The organism is Aquirufa sp. OSTEICH-129A, from assembly GCF_054558355.1.
On sequence record NZ_JBPXKC010000003.1, the window covers coordinates 266848 to 285644 of the forward strand.

Sequence of the window (18797 nt, forward strand, 5' to 3'; positions counted from 1 at the left end):
CTCTTTATTACAAGAAAAAGACCCTCTTTTGGAGGGTCTTTTTATGCAGCTATTTTTTCAATAACCAAATATCAAATACTTTAGAATGCAATCGCCAATTTAAATGAGACTCTTCTGGCTCATCAAAAGATATGGCAATTTTCCCATCACTGACGAATTTTGGGTTCAATGGAAACTCCTTAAACTCCTCTACCCCTTTATTATATAGAACGGGCCGAACACGCTCACCATCTACCCTCAGCAATGCTTCTCCTTGGCCAGAAATCCGAATGGTATATGAGCCTTTAGGGTCCAAATCCGTGTACTCCAATTGGGGAAAATTTTGAAATAGTTGCGTGGATAATCGGCGCCTACTTAAACCATTGTCCCACCACGCCACATCGGTGGCATCTTCGGTTTTAGTCTTCACACGAGGACCTTTAAGCTGATCTGAAATATTATCATAATAACTCCCTGGTCCTGGATTTTCCCAGCTTGCCAAAATCTGTAATCGCTCTAATTTGGCAGATTCTTGGGGCATTTTTCTGATTTTCTCAAACTCGTCGTGTAACCACCAGCGATTATTCAATGGATAGTCAATGAAATCTAAAATTGCCCCCCTTTCAGCGCCACTTGCCTTATATTTAGGCACACTGGTTTGTAATCCAATCGATTGAAATAATGCTTCACAATAATCCACCACTTTTTGTCGCAATTCTGGAGAATTAGGCTTCAAATCAGCCTGGTTTACCTTTTCCAAGGCCAATGCCATCGCTTTTTCAGTACCTAAAATAGAAGCTTGACTTAGAATCAGGTTGGCATCTTTCTCCAATCCTTGCTCATACATTTTCCTTCTTTTAATGAAGGTATCATAATAAGCACGCATGACTAATTGCTGCCATCTCCAATTTCCCTTTAATTCTGGATGAGATTTTTCTAAATTTTGCCAAAAAGCAAAGGTGGTTTCAATGCCCCCATTTTCTTCAACTGGACCTACCCAGTTTCGTTCTAAAGCCAAAATACCATCTGCAGCTGCTTCAGCTACCGAATTTCCAAAAAAATACCGAGCATATTCCACCATGACTTGACGAACTTCTTTTTCCGGATTCCATGCCATTTGACTCCAAACTACTTTATTTACATCATCGTGAACCCCATCTGAATAGGATATAAAACCATCTGTAAACGGAGCAAATCGATTATGGATTTTGGCATAATAAGCGGGTTGAGGATTAGTTACTTCTCTTCCTTCAGTTAAGGCAAAGGCTTGATCCCAGTTTTCTGTGGGATATTGACAACGAACCGTATGGGTTATATCTGGATAATGACGATGTTGATATTTTTTATCCAACCTAAAACGTGTAGAGGCCAAATCAGGGCTGCTGGGACCAGTGACAATTCCGGTAAACCAATCTGGTTTATTTTGCTCTAAATAGTCATAAAAATAATTAACCTCTTCGTCACTAAATCCTTGAAGTGATAACCAAACCCCAGCCTTAGGATGGTATTTTTTTAATTCTAGGGCCACAGCCTTTAAAAATGGCAAAACGTACTTTGGGTGGTTCTCCCCAGGGTCTCCACCAGGGAAAAATACACCATCAAGTCTTGGACAATTTTTGTAAAATTCGACATGCGATTTTAATTCTTCTTGAAATTTCTTGGGATCAGCCAAATCAACATCCGCTGGCGTCCAAACCCAATAATCTAAATCATAGGCTTGGCACAAGCGACTCATATGAATATGCATTTCTTCCCGATTTATTTTCATGTGCGGACTTGCTGCTCCATCTTGAAAAGGAATATTTTCAATGGCATTTGTCCCAAAAAATGCTAATTCCCTGAAATACCGTTCAAACTGTTTTACATCCCAGGCATCCCATGAATTAGCCGTATTCCGATATCCAATTTGATGACCTCGAATGGCATACATGGGTGAACTACATTTTTCATATTTCTTATCAAATAAAATTTTCTGTTTGCTCAAATCAGCTGAACGCAAAAACTCCCCTATGGCAAATAAAAGTCCTCTTTGATCTGCACCAATAAACCACAGCAAATCCCTACCTGCGATGTGCTGGTGAAGCAATCGAAATCCCTCTTTTTTAGTAGAAACATGATCATCTGATGTAAATTCAGGCAAGGAATAGCCATGGACTTCCCGGCTATCTTGGGTGGCTAACAAAAACAAAGGGAATTTTTCTAAGGGATTAGTCCCCAATTTCAAGCCCGTTTTCATGGCCAATTCCTCTTGTAAAACACTGATCATTTTTTCCTTAAATGTTGGCTGAAGAGAGACAGAAGTGACAATACTGGCTTTAGAAAAATCAATAATTTGGGCGTACAAACCCTGCTCTAGGAATAAAAAAAGGGCAATAATAATACTTCGAAAATGAAAAATCTTCATGTTATTTATAGGTAAAAGGTTTAGTAAGGTAAAGCAAAGGGTAATTAACTAATTAAATACTTTCAGCATGGGTAGTTTGAAAAGGAACAGCACCTTGAATCAATCGTAGTTCGTTCAAATCAGCTTGAAGCTTATCTGCAAATAATAGCATATCCGAACAATGTAAAATTATATTAGCTCCAGCTTGAACCCATCGTTTTTGTAATTCTAAACTTCCTCGATAACCCGTATGACCACCTACCGAAATTCCCAAGGATTTAGCTTTTTTGATGATGGATGTGGATAGGCTTAGAAATGCCTCAGAATCGTATTTTTCAGGCATATTATAGGATGTCGATAAATCATGTGGCCCAATCACAAAACCATCAACTCCTAGACCATCTAAGGTGGGGATTTGGGCAAAATGTTCCAAATTTTTGACTGCTGCCTCACTTTCGATATTCAGCAATAAGGTATTATTTCGATTATGATGCGTGAGGTATTGGGCTAGTTCATCAGATGGCTTTTCTTCCCCATGTAAAATCCTAGCAAGCTTTTTTCCCTTGAGAGGTCGATATTTAACGGCCCCTATTAAGGATAAAACCTCTTCTACCTCTTCAACGTAAGGCACCAAAATAGCACCGGCACCTGCATCCAATGCCTGAGTCGCTAAATAGGGGCTAGGTTCCAATATACGAACAACTGGATTAATGCCGGCGGCCTTGAAGGCACGACACATCCAACTTAATGTCTCTGGATTATATGCTACGTGTTCAGTACATAAAAAAACAAAGTCTAGGTGTAAACTAAGTACAACATCAAAGCTTTTGGGCGAAGTAGAAGTCAATAGGGTTCCGTAAAGTGGATTCCCTTGATGCAAGGCATTCCGAAAATCTTGGCCAATCATTTAAACAGGTTTATTGGCCCAAAGGAAATAAAATTTGCCAAATATATGGTCGCTATCCCCCATTAAATCAAGAGAATTTTAATTTTCAGAAAGCAACTTTTCCATATCTTTCACGCACTGCTCGGCTTCCAATGGCAATGTACCATTATAGACACCTCTTATTCTTCCATTACGATCCACTAATATCATGTGTTCGGTATGTAAAAATTCGGTACTATCCTTAGTATATCCTAATTCTTCCTCAGCAAAATAGGACTTCCTAGCCAGGTTATAAATTAGGGATTTCGAACCTGTTAATAAATGCCAATTGGGGGCATCGATTTTCTTATCAACAGCAAATTTCTTTAAAGTAGTCACATCATCTATCCAAGGAGTAACCGAATAAGATAACAATTCCACTTGGGGATTTGCCTTGAATTTTTTGGCAACAATTTTCATTTGAGAAATCATTTCCGGACAAATATTTCCACAGCGAGTAAAAATAAATTGAGCTAAATGGATTTTACCTTGCACATTGTCGTGAGAAAAGGTTTTACCATGTTGATCTTTCAAATAAAAATGACCTATGTGGTGCTTGATTCGCCCTTGGGCCTCTATTTTATTTAAAAAATGTGGACTAAAATCCGGACTATTGTAATAGGGAATGGAAGAAACCTGTTCCTCATTTTGGCAGGCTATTAAAATTCCAAACAAACTAATTACGAAAGACTTTCTCAGAAATATTGCGACAGTTTTTGGTACCCAATAAGCCATAACGTCTGCCTTCCAATACCAAGTAATTTGACCTAATTTTTCCATTATCATAAAACATTTTTTGAGCACCTTGCTCATGCCCTTTGTCATAATGCATTTCTCTAATTAATTGACCTTCTGAATTCCACTCCCTGCAAAGCCCTTGGTATTCGTCATTTTCAAATTCAAATACCCGCATCCGCTTTCCATTTTCCCACCAAGCCTCATAGGTTCCTGTTTTCTTGCCATGATCATAGGTCCTGATTTCAAATAGTTGGCCAGAAGGGTAATACTTTCTCCAAATTCCATCTTCTAAACCATTGACATAGTGTTCTATGCTGGCCGTATCTTGTGTATTGGGAAAAATTTGAAAAATAGCCCCTGTATAAACCTGTTGATTTACGTTCATTCTCCCTGATACCCATGCTGTTTTAGCTTGGGTGGCATTGACCATGATTTCTTCATCAGACTGACAGCCAATAATGCCCCCAGCTAAGATGCTACTGAGAAACAGTACCCGCACTTCCGTAAAATCCACTGCCATTTATATAAGGATCTGTATTGGTAATATGATAATGATAAATACCATTGGGGTAATCAACCGTACTATGAGCATGTCCATGATAAGCATCAAGGGAAGAATTTTGAACCACTTGACCTCCTTCTTCGGGACCATAAACCGGAAATCCATCCAATAAAAAACCTATTAAAGAGGATTTAGATGCTTTTACTTGGGTCAAATACAAAGGCTCAACATGGTAATGATAAGAACCCGTTTGCTGAGGGTGCCCCCAATACTGATCGAAACCATTCACTTCATTTGTTAAAGGTTGACTTGGTCCTGCGTATTGATTAAACAGAGGAACCCCATTAAGAGCTACACCAATGGGACCAAGCGGAGTAGCTTTGTGGGCGGCATCTACTTTTGGGTTCACAGGTATTTTAAAAGTAAATGATTGGGCGGAAATAGCATTAGGGTTTTTCGCAAAATTATTTCCCCCGAATGTTTTCCCCGAAAAAGCCTCATACAGAGCATTAGTGCTGGCAAAATAAGCACTTTTGTGATCAGGAACGCCGGTTGTTTTAATGGTAATATAGGTTCCATCGTTACTTATAGAGGTAGCCCCATAAATTTTGGCATAAACCTCAGGCACAGCCGCACTCGAAGTTGGAGTTATGTTTTCACTGGTATTTTTACAAGCTAAACATATACTTAAAGCAGTCAAACTAATGAGAATAAGTTTCATAGTAGATTATTTTTATGTAAAAGTATCAAGTTAAAATTGAATTAAACTTAGCGCTTATCTCCCCATATAACAGGATGGTCGATTTAATCCACGAAGAGATTCATTTCCAATTAAAAACCCAATTATACCATTCCATTTATCAGGGACTTGATAAAGGCAAAGAGGTGTATAATAAACTTAAAATAAAAAACGTTTTTCCAACGCTGTCAAGGTTTGGAACCTTGCCAGCGTTAAAAAATTTAAACTTTTCGTAACCGAGGGTAAAAAACTTTACAACAAATTCTAAATTTTGTACTAAAAATTTCACTTGAATTGATTTTTGAAAAATTCAAAGTCAAGTCAAAAACATAGCATATATATACCTACGTTCAAAATCGTCTTAAGTAGCTGAAAAAAGGGCAGTTAGGATTATATTTCAAAGTGGCAAACACATCACAAATGCTATTATTTATTGCACTATTCTTATAAATTACCGCCAAATCAACCAATCCGTTTAATAAATATGCTTTTTCAAGCCCACCTTTGGCAGTAAAAAATTCAAAAAGTTGACTTATATTTCAAACTTATTTCGTCGACCAAATAACACAATGTGTCGATTAACCATTTAACCATCGTTTGTATGAAAACAAAATTTATTAGCAGCAATGCGGTTTTGCTTTTGGCATTTTTGCTGTCGATGTCATGGATTTCCATGGGTCAAGCAAAAGTGTCCACAGTAACTGGTAAGGTTACTGATGAAAAAGGTGAGCCGCTAATCGGTGTCAACATCATCTTAAAAGAAACAAGTAAAGGAACTACGACCAATGTTGATGGTAAGTATTCCATTAACGTTACCAATGCTCAAAGTAAATTAATCTTTTCTTTCGTTAGTTACGAATCCAAAGAAGTAACTGTCGGAAATCAGAGCGTAATCAATGTAAGCTTATCCCCAGACGCCAAAAGTCTATCCGAAATTGTGGTAGTAGGTTACGGTGTTCAGAAGAAAGCAACTGTATCGGGTTCTGTAGTTTCTGTGAAAGGAAATGAACTACAAAAATCACCTAGTGTTAACTTAAGTAACTCCTTAGCTGGTAGAATGGCTGGTGTGGTTGCTGTAAACCGTAGTGGTGAGCCAGGATATGATGGATCTTCTATTCGTATCCGTGGAGCCAATACATTAAATAACAATGATGCCTTAATCGTAATTGATGGTATTCCAAACAGAGCGGGTGGTTTAGATCGTATAAACCCGGCTGACATTGAGACCATCTCCGTTTTGAAAGACGCATCAGCTGCTATTTATGGAGCGCGTGCTGCGAATGGGGTTATCTTGATCACTACCAAAAAAGGAAAATCAGGTAAGCCAGAATTATCTTACTCATTTAACCAAGGTTTTGCTGATCCTACAGTTGTTCCTCGCTTAACCAATGCCGCTCAATATGTGAGTATGTTGAATGACTTGGATATTTATCAATTACCAACCAACCAGTGGAAAGATGCTACTGCAGCATACAAATCTACAGGCGTTTTTAATGGTAGAAAAGCACCATATAGCCCAACAGACATCCAAAAATATGCGGATGGATCTGATCCATGGTTATACCCAAATACAGATTGGTATAAAGCTACTTTAAAATCATGGTCACCTCAGTCGCGTCACAACGTTCAAATGAGCGGGGGTAGCGAAAATATTAAGTACTTAGCCTCTTTAGGCTATCAAAACCAAGATGCGTTTTACAAAAATTCAGCAACAGGTTTTGAGCAATATGATTTACGTTTAAATCTAGATGCTAAGATCAATGAAAACGTAAATTTATCCATTGGCGTTTTAGGTCGTGAAGAATTCCGTAGATTCCCAACCCAATCTGCAGGAGCCATTTTCCGTATGCAAATGAGAGGAAAGCCTCAAGAGCAGGCATTTTGGCCAAACGGATTACCTGGTCCAGATATCGAGAACGGACAAAATCCAGTGGTTATTACCACAAACCAAACAGGTTATGACCGTGATAAACAAAGTTATTTTCAAACCAACGGACAATTGGATGTTAAAATTCCATGGATTCAAGGTTTAAAATTAACGGGTACTGCTGCCATTGATAAGCGTTTCCGTGCTACTAAACGTTGGGAGACACCTTGGACATTATACCAAAGAGGATCTGGATTCGAAGCAGATGGAAAGACTCCAATATTGGTGGCTAACAAGCGTGGTCCAGCTGAGCCTCGTTTAACGTTAGGTGATGAAAACCAATTGAATATCCTATTGGGAGCTATTGCTACGTATGAGCGTAAATTTAATGCACATGGAATTACTGTTTTAGCAGGAACCAACAGAGAAACCATTGACGGAGATAACTTCAATGCATACCGTCGTTTCTTCATTTCACCAGCATTAGATCAAATTTTTGCCGGTGGTGATTTAGAGAAAAATAACGGTGGTGGTGCATTTGAAAGAGCTCGTTTGAACTATTTCGGTCGTGTGGCTTATAACTACAAAGAGAAATATTTAGCGGAATTCTTATGGCGTTATGATGGTTCAGATATTTTCCCTGAAGCAACCCGTTACGGATTTTTCCCAGGTGGTATGTTAGGATGGGTGATGTCTGAGGAAAGTTTCATTAAGGATCAATTACCAGCCATTAACTTCTTGAAATTGAGAGGTTCTTGGGGTCAAATGGGTAATGACCAAATCGCGACTTACCAGTATTTATCTACGTACGGATTTAGATCTTACATCATTGGAAACGTAGAGACTAAAACCTTATTTGAAACCAAAATCCCTAATAATAACATCAAATGGGAGGTGGCTACTAACTCGGATATCGGTTTAGAAGGATCCTTATTCAATGATAAATTGACATTTGAATTAGATTATTTCTACAATAAAAGAACAGATATTCTTTGGGTAAAAAATGCCTCAGTTCCACAGTCAACTGGTTTAACTCTACCTGCTCAGAATATTGGTGAAGTAGAGAACTCTGGTTTTGATTTTACCTTAGGTTACCGTAGCCAAATTGGTGAGTTAAAATACAATGTTGGAGTGAATGGAGGTTATGCTAAGAACAAAATTTTATTCTGGGATGAGGCACCGGGTGCACCAGAATGGCAGCGTTCTACTGGCAGACCAATGAACACTTTTGTAGCTTATCAGTACGACGGAGTATTTAAAGACCAAGCTGAAATAGATGCAAATACGATTAACTATAAGGCTATAGTTAATACATTACGTCCAGGTGATATGAAATACAAAGACTGGAATGGAGATGGTAAAATTACCCCAGATGATATGGTACGTAATGACTTCACTCAATTACCAATGTTCCAAGGCGGTATCAATATCGGCGCTACTTACAAGAATTTTGATTTAACCATCTTATTCCAAGGAGCTGCTGGAGCGAAGCAATACATCAGTGCAGGTGAAATGGGTAACATTGGTAACTATATATCTGATATCTATGAAAATAGATGGACGGTTGAAAACCCAAGCAGCGTGCACCCTAGAATTGCAAACCGTAACGATCAATATTATTCTGCCAACAACACCTATTGGTTACGTAGCTCAGATTATATTCGTTTGAAAAACTTTGAAATTGGATATAATTTACCAGAAACAATTTTGACCAAAATCGGTTTAAAAAACTGCAGATTGTACACCAACGGCTTAAACATGTTAACGTGGGATAAGTTAAAAATCTTCGACCCAGAAACAGTAAGCTCTACAGGTCAGTATTATCCGCAATCTAAGATTATCAACTTTGGATTAACAGCCACGTTTTAACAATTAACTAGACAAAACAATGAAAAAAAGAAATTTAATCATTGCGCTATCGGTTTTGGGCACTGTCTTTACGAGCTGTAATGACGATTTTGTCAACACCAAACCTTTAGATCAACTTTCTGAATCTGTCGTATGGACAGATCCAAGCTTAGCAGATGCATTCGTTACTGAACTTTATGGAGGATTAGGTAACGGGGGATTTGACGAGCAAATGTTAGCTTCTCTAACGGATGAGGCATCATTTACTCACCCGGGACGTGGTATTACTACCATTACCGAAGCACGTTCAAACCCTGCAGATCCAGGTTGGATTAACGGTACGATAAGCTGGCAAAACATGTACTCACGTATTCGTGCATGTAATCTAGCATTAGAGAATTTGAAAAAGGCAACTACCTTCCCAGCAGCTACCGTGAACCGGTTAAATGGTGAGGCTAAATTCATGCGTGCCTATTTCTATCACCAATTAGTTCGCTATTATGGTGGAGTTCCTATCATAGACAAATCTTTCTCTTTAGCTGATACCGAATTCTTATCGAAAAGAAATACGATGAAGGAGTGTATCGAATTTATTGTGAAGGATTGCGATGAGGCAGCAGGCCATTTAAATGGTTTATCCCTGGCAGCAGGTCGTGCTTCAAGAGCATCAGCCTTGGCTTTAAAATCGCGTATTTTATTATATGCAGCAAGTGATTTGTACGATGCGGCTACAGCTAAGGCTAAGTCATCGGCTATGGCAGCGTACACAAATCCAGAATATTTAGCTTATGTTGATGGTTCACGTACAGAACGTTGGACAAGAGCTAAAGATGCAGCAAAAGCAGTATTAGATTTGCCAGGTTTAGGTAACAAATTAAACCTTACTGAGCCTGCTTCGAAGGATGATGCAACCACAAATTATTTGAACAATTCACTATCAAGAAATGGTGGAGAGAAAGAATTAATTTTTGCGCGCTATTTCATCAATGCTAAAGCTGAAAATGGAGGACGTGTGGGCTTGTTTAATGGTCCTAATGGATACAATAACTGGGCTGGAAATGCACCTATTCAAAATTTTGTGGATGACTATGAAATGATGGATGGTTCTAAATTCTCTTGGTCTAACCCAGAACATGCTTCTGCACCATACCAAAATAGAGATCCTCGCTTCTATGCAACCTTGATGTATGACGGTTCTTCTTGGAAGCCTCGCTCACCAAGTGCTGCAGCCAAAGATCCATTCAATCAAATTCAAACTGGACAATATGAAGTTAGTTCAGGTTCAGGTAAAGTTGCATACTTTGGATTAGATACGCGTAAAAGTTCAATTGAAGATTGGAACGGAAGTTACACGGGTTATTATTTCCGTAAATTTACTGATCCTAACCCAGCGATTGTTGACCAAAACACATGGCAACAAATTCCTTGGCCATTCTTCCGCTACACCGAAGCTGTATTGAACTACGTTGAGGCTTGTATCGAATTAGGACAAGATGCTGAAGCTCGTGCTTGGTTGAACAAAGTTCGTTTCCGTTCAGGTATGCCAGCTATCACCGAAAGTGGCAATGCTCTTCGTGAGCGTTATCGCAATGAACGTCGTATTGAAATGGCCTTTGAAGAGCAAAGATACCATGATGCACGCCGTTGGATGATTGCTAGTTCTACCCTAGGAAGAAAGGTTCAAATCATTAACGTGATAGGAACATTGAAACCAGGTAAAACTGTTACTCTATACAGAAATGACCCTACTAGCTACGATTATCAATATAAGGTAGTTGAAATGGACCCAGGTAAAGAAAACCGTGCTTGGTTAGATAAGATGTATTTCTTACCTATTCATCGCGATGAAATGAACCGTAACAAGAATTTGGTTCAGAATCCTGGATATTAATCTAGTATATTTGTAAGGAAATGGTAAAGTAGAAATGCTTTACCATTTCCTTTTTTCATTAATTATCTATATTGTATCGTGAAGAAATATTTTGCTCTCTTACTACTAATCCTCAGTTTTTCATGCCAAAAGGCAGAAACAAATGAAGAGAGCAATCCTGAACCTCAACTTTTCCAATTACTAAGTCCGGAAAAAAGCCATGTCAATTTTGAAAACAAAATTGAAGAGGGCCTCAATACCAATGTCTTGATGTATGAATATTTCTACAATGGAGGGGGTGTTGCCACAGGTGATTTAAATGGAGATGGAAAACAAGACATTTATTTTTCCAGTAATATGGAAAACAACCATTTATACCTCAATCAAGGTAAATTGGAATTTCAGGAAGTCGCGGAAAAAGCCGGAGTAAATGGCAGACCCGGACCCTGGAAAACTGGGGTTTCATTGGTTGACATCAATGGCGACAAAAAACTAGATATTTACCTATGCTACTCAGGAAATTTGCCTCCTGATAAAAAAAGAAATCAATTATTTATCAATCAAGGAAACGATACGGCGGGTATACCGATTTTTAAGGATGAGGCCGCAGCCTATGGCTTGGATAGCCCTGCCAATAGTACTCATGCCGTTTTCTTTGATTATGACAAAGACCAAGATCTAGATATGATTTTGGTGAATCATAACCCTAAATCACTACCCATATTAGATGAATCTAGTACCGCTGATTTACTTCAAAAAGAAGATCCCAACAGCGGCTTACGCTTCTTCATTCAAAAACAAAAAGGACATTTTGAAGATAAAACAAGCTCCTTAGGTATTACTAGTTCCACCCTATCCTATGGTTTAGCCGTAGGAATTTCTGATATCAATGCCGACGGCTGGTTGGACTTTTATGTATCCAATGATTATACCGTTCCTGATTATTTATACATCAACCAACAAGGTAAAAAATTCAAAAACGTCATTCAAAAAAGCATGGGGCATACCTCCCACTTTTCCATGGGTAATGACATTGCCGACATTAACAACGATGGCTGGTCAGATATTTTCACCTTGGATATGTTGCCGGAAGACAATTTGAGGCAAAAGAATTTGATGGCTCCAGACAACTACGAGAAATTCAATTTCAATGTAGCTGTTGGTTTTGGGCATCAATACATGAGAAATATGTTGCAAGTCAATCAAGGAATTGACCCCAACACACAAGAACCTAAATTTCATGAATTAGGGCAATTAGCCGGAATTTCCAATACGGATTGGAGTTGGAGTGCACTCTTCGCTGATTACGATAATGATGGTTGGAAAGACCTTTATATCACCAATGGTTATTTGAGAGATTATACCAACCTGGATTTTCTGAAATACATGGGTGATTATGTTCAAAACAATCAAGCTGCTATTCAGAGGCAAAATGTGTTGGAACTCGTTCAAAAAATGCCTGCTTCCAATATTAGCAATTACATGTTTAAAAACCATCAAAATGGTAACTTTAAAGCGGTGACCCAAGCTTGGGGAATGGAAACCACATCCAATAGTAATGGTGCTGCTTACGCTGATTTAGACGGAGATGGGGATTTGGAATTAATTGTAAATAACATCAATAAACCAGCCTTTATTTTTGAAAATAAAAGCAATGAGCTAAAAAAAGAAAACAAAAATCTTCAAATTGAATTGCAAGGTGAAGGTTTAAACACCTTGGGATTAGGGGCTAAAATTTGGGTATACCAGGCTGGTAAAAACCAATATGTAGAACAAAACTTATATCGTGGTTATCAATCCAGCGTATCTCCTCTCTTACACGTAGGTTTAGGTAATAAGAGCATGGTGGACTCTATTGTCATCACTTGGAATTCAGGCAAATCACAAACCATAAAAAAACCACAAAAGACCCTCATTGTTTTAAAAGAATCAGAGGCTAAGCTAATTGCTAAAAAAGCCCAAATTCAAGAGAATACGTTTTTTGTTCAAACAAAAACACTTCAATCTTTTGAGGATTCCAAAGTGGATTTCAATGATTTTAAACGTCAAACCCAAATCACCTTGCCTTTGTCCTTTGTAGGTCCATGCCAAGCAAAGGGAGATGTGAATGGAGACCAATTAGAAGATTTATTTGTTGGCAATCAAGGCGGTAAAGGAGCTAACCTATATATTCAAAAGAATTCGGGTGATTTTACACGTATGCCTTCAGCCATGAGTCAAGACCAGGGTTTTGAGGATAGTGATGCCCAGTTTCTGGATGCCGATGCCGATGGCGACCTAGACTTATGGGTGGTCAGTGGTGGTTATGGATTGATGGAAGCGAATGACCCTCACCTAACGGATCGCTTGTACCTAAATGATGGTCAAGGGAATTTCAAAAAATCCCTGGTTCCTCTGCCTAGTCAGGGCATAAGTAAATCCTGCATTCAAATCATTGACATCAACCAAGATCGACTACCCGATGTATTTGTAGGTGGTCGCGTTATTCCTGGAAACTATCCTGTTTGTCCTAAATCCTTTATTTTGATGAATCAAGGTGCGGGTAAATTTAAGGATATCAGTGCTCAGTTTCCAAGTATTCAACAAGCGGGCATGGTAACAGACGCTTCATGGGATGATTTGAATCAAGATGGAAAAAAGGAATTAATTTTGATAGGGGAATTCATGCCGATTAAGATTTTCACTTGGAATAAAAAGACTTTTGAAGAAAGTACCAACCAATTCTTTGAAGAATCACCGCATGGTTTATGGAATACACTTCGCGTGGAAGACCTGAATCGAGATGGTAAAAAAGAATTATTGGTTGGCAATTTAGGCTTAAATAGTCAATGGAAGGCATCAAGCCAACAAGCCATGGAACTTCATTTTAAAGACTATGACCAGAATGGCTCCATAGACCCTATTTTGTTTACCTATGTCAAAGGTGAATCCGTACCCTTTATGACGCGAGATGAATTACTGGATCAAATGAGCATCATGCGTACTCGGTTCACCGATTACCAAAGTTTTGCAGAAGCAAAATTATCGGATATCATAACAGAAGAAGAACAAAAAGGGGAGCAAGTTTTGAAAGCAAACGAATTAAAAACATCCCTATATCAAATGAATTCCAAAGGTAAATTTGAATCTGTTGCCTTACCTTGGGAAGTTCAGGCCTCGCCTATTTCAGCCATTGCTATACTTGATATCGATGGACAACATGACCTGGATTTGGTACTAGCTGGGAATATGAATCATGCCAAATTACGCATTGGTAAAATGGATGGGAATTCTGGTTTACTACTCAAATCAAAAGGAAACTTAACATACGAGGCTGTTTCTGCACAAAAAACGGGTCTTTGGTTACAAGGTGATGTGCGTTCAATGCAAGTGATTGGAAACCAACTTCTCATCGGTATCAATCAGCAAGGCCTATTTCCTTATAAAGTGATAAAACGATGAAAAAAATCATCCTATTTCTATCATTCTTGATCTTTTGGGCTTGTCAATCCGAGTCCAAAAAAATCTCATTTTCTGGAACGGAAATAGATAAAGTTATCCAAGAAATGACGGAAATGATGATACATGATGTCAGTAATCCTCCCTTGGCCATGCGGTTTTTTTCCTATGCCTGCTTGGCAGGATATCAGGTTATGACCGAATCTGATACTAGTTTGAATGCATTCCAACATCAATTCAATGCCTATCCTGCCTTTACCATAGATAAGCCATTGGAAGCTCCTGAATTTACGGCTATCCTAGCCATGATGGAAGTATCTCAAAAAATGCAGCCATCAGGAGCTCGGATGAAAGAATTTGAGAAAAGGTATATCGACTCATGTAGGCGAGTAGGGTTGTCCGACCAAATCATTGAAGCGTCCACACAGAAAGCTCAAGCTATTGCCAAGCGTATGTTAGCCTATGCCAAAGCAGATGGGTACAATAAGTTAAGTAATTTTCCAAGGTACACCCCCAAGAAAACACCTGGATCTTGGTACAGTACCCCTCCAGGCTATTTTCCCGCTGTGGAACCCTATTTCTATCGAATTAGAAGTTTCAGTTTGGATACCAATAAAATTGAAGAAATTCCTGCCCCGGCGCCTTATTCAGAATCTAATTCCTCGACTTTTTATCAATTAAGTAAGGCCGTTTACCAAGCCGATAAATCGGAAGAAAACCTCAAGATTGCAGCCTTTTGGGATTGTAACCCATTCGCATTAAATGACCAAGGGCATTTATTGATTGGCATGAAAAAAATATCACCTGGTGCTCATTGGATGGGTATAGCAGGAATAGCCAGTGCCCAAAAGAAGGAGAATTTTGGTAAAAGTTTAGAAATCAGAACGGCATTAGCTACCGGTTTAATGGATGCATTTTGGTTATGCTGGAGAGAGAAATACCATAGTCACCGCATTCGCCCAGAAACAGCCATCCGAAAATTGATTGATCCTAGTTGGAAACCCTTTTTACAAACACCGCCATTTCCTGAATATCCGAGTGGCCATTCTACGGTATCGACCACGGCAGCTATTATCTTAACCCATTATTATGGACCTAATTTTGCCTATACTGATACGGTAGAAAAACGATACGGAATAGATGACCGTTCTTTTAAATCCTTTGAAGCAGCAGCAGAAGAAGCAAGTATTTCCCGTTTTTATGGAGGAATACATTATATGGACGGCATTAAGGCTGGACAAACCCAAGGCCGAATATTAGGCAAACATTTTATAAACTTATTGCAACATGAAAATTAAGTTATGGCTCATCATTAGCCTCCTAGCATTTCAGGTAAAGGCTCAAAATCCAAACAAAGAAGCATGGGAATCCATGTTTAATGGTAAAGATTTGACCAATTGGACACCTAAAATCAGACATTCACCAGCTGGATTGAATTATGGAAATACCTTTCGGGTAGAGGATGGTAAATTAGTAGTACGCTATGATTCAGCCGCTTATCCAAGTTTTGACGAAAGATTTGGACATTTATTTTACAAAAAGAAGTTTGGCTATTACCGCATTCGTTTGAATTACCGCTTTGTAGGCAAACAAGCCATCAATGGACCTGGATGGGCTACGCGAAATAGTGGTATCATGGTACACGGACAAACTGCTGAGAGCATGGGTTTGAAACAAGATTTTCCTGTATCGATTGAAGTTCAATTATTGGGAGGAAATGGGAAAGATAAAAGAACCACCTGTAACTTATGTACACCGGGAACCCATGTCGAAATGAATGGAAAATTATTTACCCCGCATTGCATTAATTCTCAATCAGAGACCTTTCATGGCGACCAATGGGTACAAGCGGAAGTATTAGTTTTAGGTGATTCATTGATTCGTCATTATTCTAACGGAAAAGAAGTTTTAGCTTATCAAAAACCACAAGTAGGTGGCGGTAGTGTCAGTGGGCAAGATGTGATTTTCGGGAAACCCGGGGAATTAATCAAAGAAGGTAGCATTTCCTTACAAAGTGAAAGCCATCCTGTCGAATTCAAGGACATTGAAATCCTAAATTTAGAAGGCTGTATGAATCCTGAGGCATTGAATTATAAGACCTATTTTGTTAAATCGAAACCAGAAGATTGTCTTTTTAAGAAGAAAAAGAAAAAATAACCGCCTTGATTTGACCATAAAATAAGAAAAAGCTTGTTTGATGCTATCATTTTAAAGAAAAATGAAGATATTGAACTTCAATTAAATTTGCTCTAAACCATTTAGCGATAATATAAAAAAAGTACTATTATTGGAAAACCCGATTGGTAATTTAATACCTGTAAACTTGGTAAAATAAATGAAATTTGGGTAATTTGGCTGTTTGAAAAAAAAAATTCATTTGGCCTAATTAGAATAATTCAATTTTAAATTTTATATCGCATGTGTGGAATCGTAGCTTATATAGGTCATCAAGAAGCCTATCCAATCATTTTAAAAGGTTTAAAAAGATTAGAATACAGAGGCTACGACAGTTCGGGAATTGCCTTGTATGGCAAGCAAATAGAATCCTATAAAAAGAAGGGCCGGGTAAGTGAATTAGAAACATGGGATGCCCCAATTTTACAGGAAGCCCATGCGGGAATTGGTCATACGCGTTGGGCTACCCACGGAGAGCCTACCGATGCCAATGCGCACCCACATCAATCCAACAGCGGAAAAATCACTTTAGTGCATAATGGCATTATTGAAAATTATGCCTCCCTAAAAGCTGAATTAATCCAAAAGGGTTACACCTTTAAAAGTGAGACCGATACTGAGGTATTGGTTAATTTCATCGAGGATATTCAGATCAATAATCAATCTACCTTGGAAGAAGCCATGCGCATTGCCCTTAAAAGGGTCGTGGGGGCTTATGTGATCATCGTTTTGGAAGAAGGTTTCCCAGACCGATTAATTGCGGCTCGAAAAGGAAGTCCTTTGGTCATAGGTGTGGGTGAAGGAGAACATTTTTTAGCTTCAGATGCCTCCCCTATTATAGAGTATACCAAGCGAGTTATCTACGTCAATGATTATGAACTGGCCATTATTTCCAAAGATGATATCATCTTAAAAAATTTAGGAAATGAGCCTGTAACGCCTTATATCCAACAATTGGATATGGAATTGGCACAAATTGAAAAAGGTGGTTTCGATCATTTCATGTTGAAAGAAATTTTTGATCAACCAGCCAGTTTAACGGATTGTTTACGCGGTCGACTAGACATTTCTAGTTTGAGTTTGACATTAGCAGGAGTTGATCAACATTTGTCGGTTTTCACCCAAGCCAATCGCATCATCATTATCGCTTGCGGAACGAGTTGGCATGCAGGTCTTATTGCAGAATACATGATTGAAACGATTTGTCGGATTCCAGTTGAGGTAGAATATGCCTCTGAATTTCGATATCGCAATCCAATTATACATACGGGAGATGTCATTATTGCTATCTCGCAAAGTGGAGAAACAGCTGATACTTTGGTAGCCATAGAAAGAGCCAAAGAACAAGGTGCCTTTATTTATGGGGTGGTTAATGCGGTTGGATCGTCCATTGCTAGGTTATCACATGCAGGTGCCTATACCCATGCAGGTCCTGAGATTGGGGTGGCTAGTACTAAAGCTTTCACAGCTCAATTAACCGTGTTGGCCATGATGGCTTTGAAAATTGGAAAAGCAAAACAAACTATCACGGATGCTGAATACAAGCATTATTTGGTCGAGTTATCTCAAATCCCAGAAAAGGTGCAGGTGATTTTATCCGGCCATGAATCCATCAAAGAAGTGGCTAAGGTATATGCGGAGGCCAATAACTTTTTGTTTTTAGGAAGAGGATATAACTTCCCTGTGGCATTAGAGGCTGCCTTAAAATTGAAAGAGGTGAGTTATATTCCATGCTCTGGATATCCATCAGGCGAAGTAAAGCATGGTCCAATAGCCTTGGTGGACGAAACTTTACCTACTTTATTCATCGCCACGAAAGACAAATATTACGACAAGATTGTGAGCAATATTCAGGAAATTAAAGCCCGAAAGGGCAAAGTAATAGCCATAATCAACCCAGATGATACGGCCATACGAGGAGTATCTGACCATGTGTTGGAAGTGCCCGAAACGGATGAATTGCTGGCACCCTTATTAACTGTGATACCTACCCAATTAATGTCCTATTACATTGGCGTTTTCCGCGGTTTGGATGTAGATAAACCAAGGAATTTGGCGAAGAGTGTGACCGTGGAATGATTTGTTTGATTGAAGAGGTTTTCTAATGGAGATTTTCTTTTTTCCTCCAACGCTGTCAAGGTTTAAAACCTTGACAGCGTTAGGTGCAAACCTAACATTTTTCAACCAAAAACACGGTCTTCTCCCAGCAGATTATTAATAACTTGATTATTTGAGTAGCACGATAAGTCATTAAATTGGTCTTGTACAGATCAATAATGCTTTCCGAAAGCGTAGATTAAACAACAGAAAATGGGATTTGAGAAAACCCCAAA

11 protein-coding genes are annotated in these 18797 nt (G+C 38.7%); 6 read left to right on the plus strand and 5 right to left on the minus strand.

The features are described 5' to 3' along the window. Nucleotides 1-49 precede the first annotated feature (49 nt). The 5 genes from SKC36_RS07665 to SKC36_RS07685 all read right to left on the minus strand — a co-directional run bounded on the left by SKC36_RS07665 (nt 50) and on the right by SKC36_RS07685 (nt 5248). Nucleotides 50-2383 (minus strand): hypothetical protein, encoded by a 2334-nt coding sequence (locus tag SKC36_RS07665; protein WP_459465498.1) that lies wholly within the window; start codon nt 2381-2383, stop codon nt 50-52. Nucleotides 2384-2435: 52 nt separating this feature from the next. Beyond that, complete coding sequence (locus SKC36_RS07670; protein ID WP_459453398.1) at nt 2436-3269, minus strand: HpcH/HpaI aldolase family protein; 834 nt, start codon at nt 3267-3269, stop codon at nt 2436-2438. Nucleotides 3270-3347: 78 nt separating this feature from the next. Next, nucleotides 3348-3962 (minus strand): SCO family protein, encoded by a 615-nt coding sequence (locus tag SKC36_RS07675; RefSeq protein WP_459465500.1) that lies wholly within the window; start codon nt 3960-3962, stop codon nt 3348-3350. 1 nt (nt 3963) lies between these two features. Beyond that, nucleotides 3964-4545 (minus strand): toxin-antitoxin system YwqK family antitoxin, encoded by a 582-nt coding sequence (locus SKC36_RS07680; protein ID WP_459465501.1) that lies wholly within the window; start codon nt 4543-4545, stop codon nt 3964-3966. Then, on the minus strand, nt 4502-5248 hold the full coding sequence (locus SKC36_RS07685) for a YHYH protein (protein WP_459453395.1): 747 nt from the start codon (nt 5246-5248) through the stop codon (nt 4502-4504). The genes SKC36_RS07680 and SKC36_RS07685 overlap by 44 nt, the downstream gene beginning before the upstream one ends. 619 nt (nt 5249-5867) lie before the next feature. Here SKC36_RS07685 and SKC36_RS07690 point away from each other — a divergent pair. From SKC36_RS07690 to glmS, 6 genes are all read left to right on the plus strand, one after another. After that, nucleotides 5868-9002: a SusC/RagA family TonB-linked outer membrane protein gene (locus SKC36_RS07690; protein WP_459453394.1), complete on the plus strand. Its 3135-nt coding sequence runs from the start codon at nt 5868-5870 to the stop codon at nt 9000-9002. A gap of 19 nt (nt 9003-9021) precedes the next feature. Beyond that, nucleotides 9022-10872: a RagB/SusD family nutrient uptake outer membrane protein gene (locus tag SKC36_RS07695; protein ID WP_459453392.1), complete on the plus strand. Its 1851-nt coding sequence runs from the start codon at nt 9022-9024 to the stop codon at nt 10870-10872. A gap of 78 nt (nt 10873-10950) precedes the next feature. Continuing rightward, a complete protein-coding gene (locus SKC36_RS07700) occupies nt 10951-14292 on the plus strand; it encodes a VCBS repeat-containing protein (RefSeq protein ID WP_459465503.1) in 3342 nt (1113 codons plus the stop codon). Then, entirely contained in the window at nt 14289-15587 is a 1299-nt protein-coding gene (locus tag SKC36_RS07705) for a vanadium-dependent haloperoxidase (protein ID WP_459465504.1), read from the plus strand. The genes SKC36_RS07700 and SKC36_RS07705 overlap by 4 nt, the downstream gene beginning before the upstream one ends. Then, on the plus strand, nt 15577-16446 hold the full coding sequence (locus SKC36_RS07710) for a 3-keto-disaccharide hydrolase (protein ID WP_459465506.1): 870 nt from the start codon (nt 15577-15579) through the stop codon (nt 16444-16446). The genes SKC36_RS07705 and SKC36_RS07710 overlap by 11 nt, the downstream gene beginning before the upstream one ends. 261 nt (nt 16447-16707) lie before the next feature. Next, nucleotides 16708-18543 (plus strand): glutamine--fructose-6-phosphate transaminase (isomerizing), encoded by a 1836-nt coding sequence (gene glmS / locus SKC36_RS07715; protein ID WP_459465508.1) that lies wholly within the window; start codon nt 16708-16710, stop codon nt 18541-18543. The last annotated feature ends 254 nt before the right edge of the window (nt 18544-18797 follow it).

What these genes read in the sequence shown, in the direction of transcription:
- SKC36_RS07665 (WP_459465498.1), bottom strand. Translation starts at nt 2,383, where the DNA reads ATGAAGATTTTTCATTTTCGAAGTATTATTATTGCCCTTTTTTTATTC.
- SKC36_RS07670 (WP_459453398.1), bottom strand. Translation starts at nt 3,269, where the DNA reads ATGATTGGCCAAGATTTTCGGAATGCCTTGCATCAAGGGAATCCACTT.
- SKC36_RS07680 (WP_459465501.1), bottom strand. Translation starts at nt 4,545, where the DNA reads ATGGCAGTGGATTTTACGGAAGTGCGGGTACTGTTTCTCAGTAGCATC.
- SKC36_RS07685 (WP_459453395.1), bottom strand. Translation starts at nt 5,248, where the DNA reads ATGAAACTTATTCTCATTAGTTTGACTGCTTTAAGTATATGTTTAGCT.
- SKC36_RS07690 (WP_459453394.1), top strand. Translation starts at nt 5,868, where the DNA reads ATGAAAACAAAATTTATTAGCAGCAATGCGGTTTTGCTTTTGGCATTT.
- SKC36_RS07695 (WP_459453392.1), top strand. Translation starts at nt 9,022, where the DNA reads ATGAAAAAAAGAAATTTAATCATTGCGCTATCGGTTTTGGGCACTGTC.
- SKC36_RS07705 (WP_459465504.1), top strand. Translation starts at nt 14,289, where the DNA reads ATGAAAAAAATCATCCTATTTCTATCATTCTTGATCTTTTGGGCTTGT.
- SKC36_RS07710 (WP_459465506.1), top strand. Translation starts at nt 15,577, where the DNA reads ATGAAAATTAAGTTATGGCTCATCATTAGCCTCCTAGCATTTCAGGTA.
- glmS (WP_459465508.1), top strand. Translation starts at nt 16,708, where the DNA reads ATGTGTGGAATCGTAGCTTATATAGGTCATCAAGAAGCCTATCCAATC.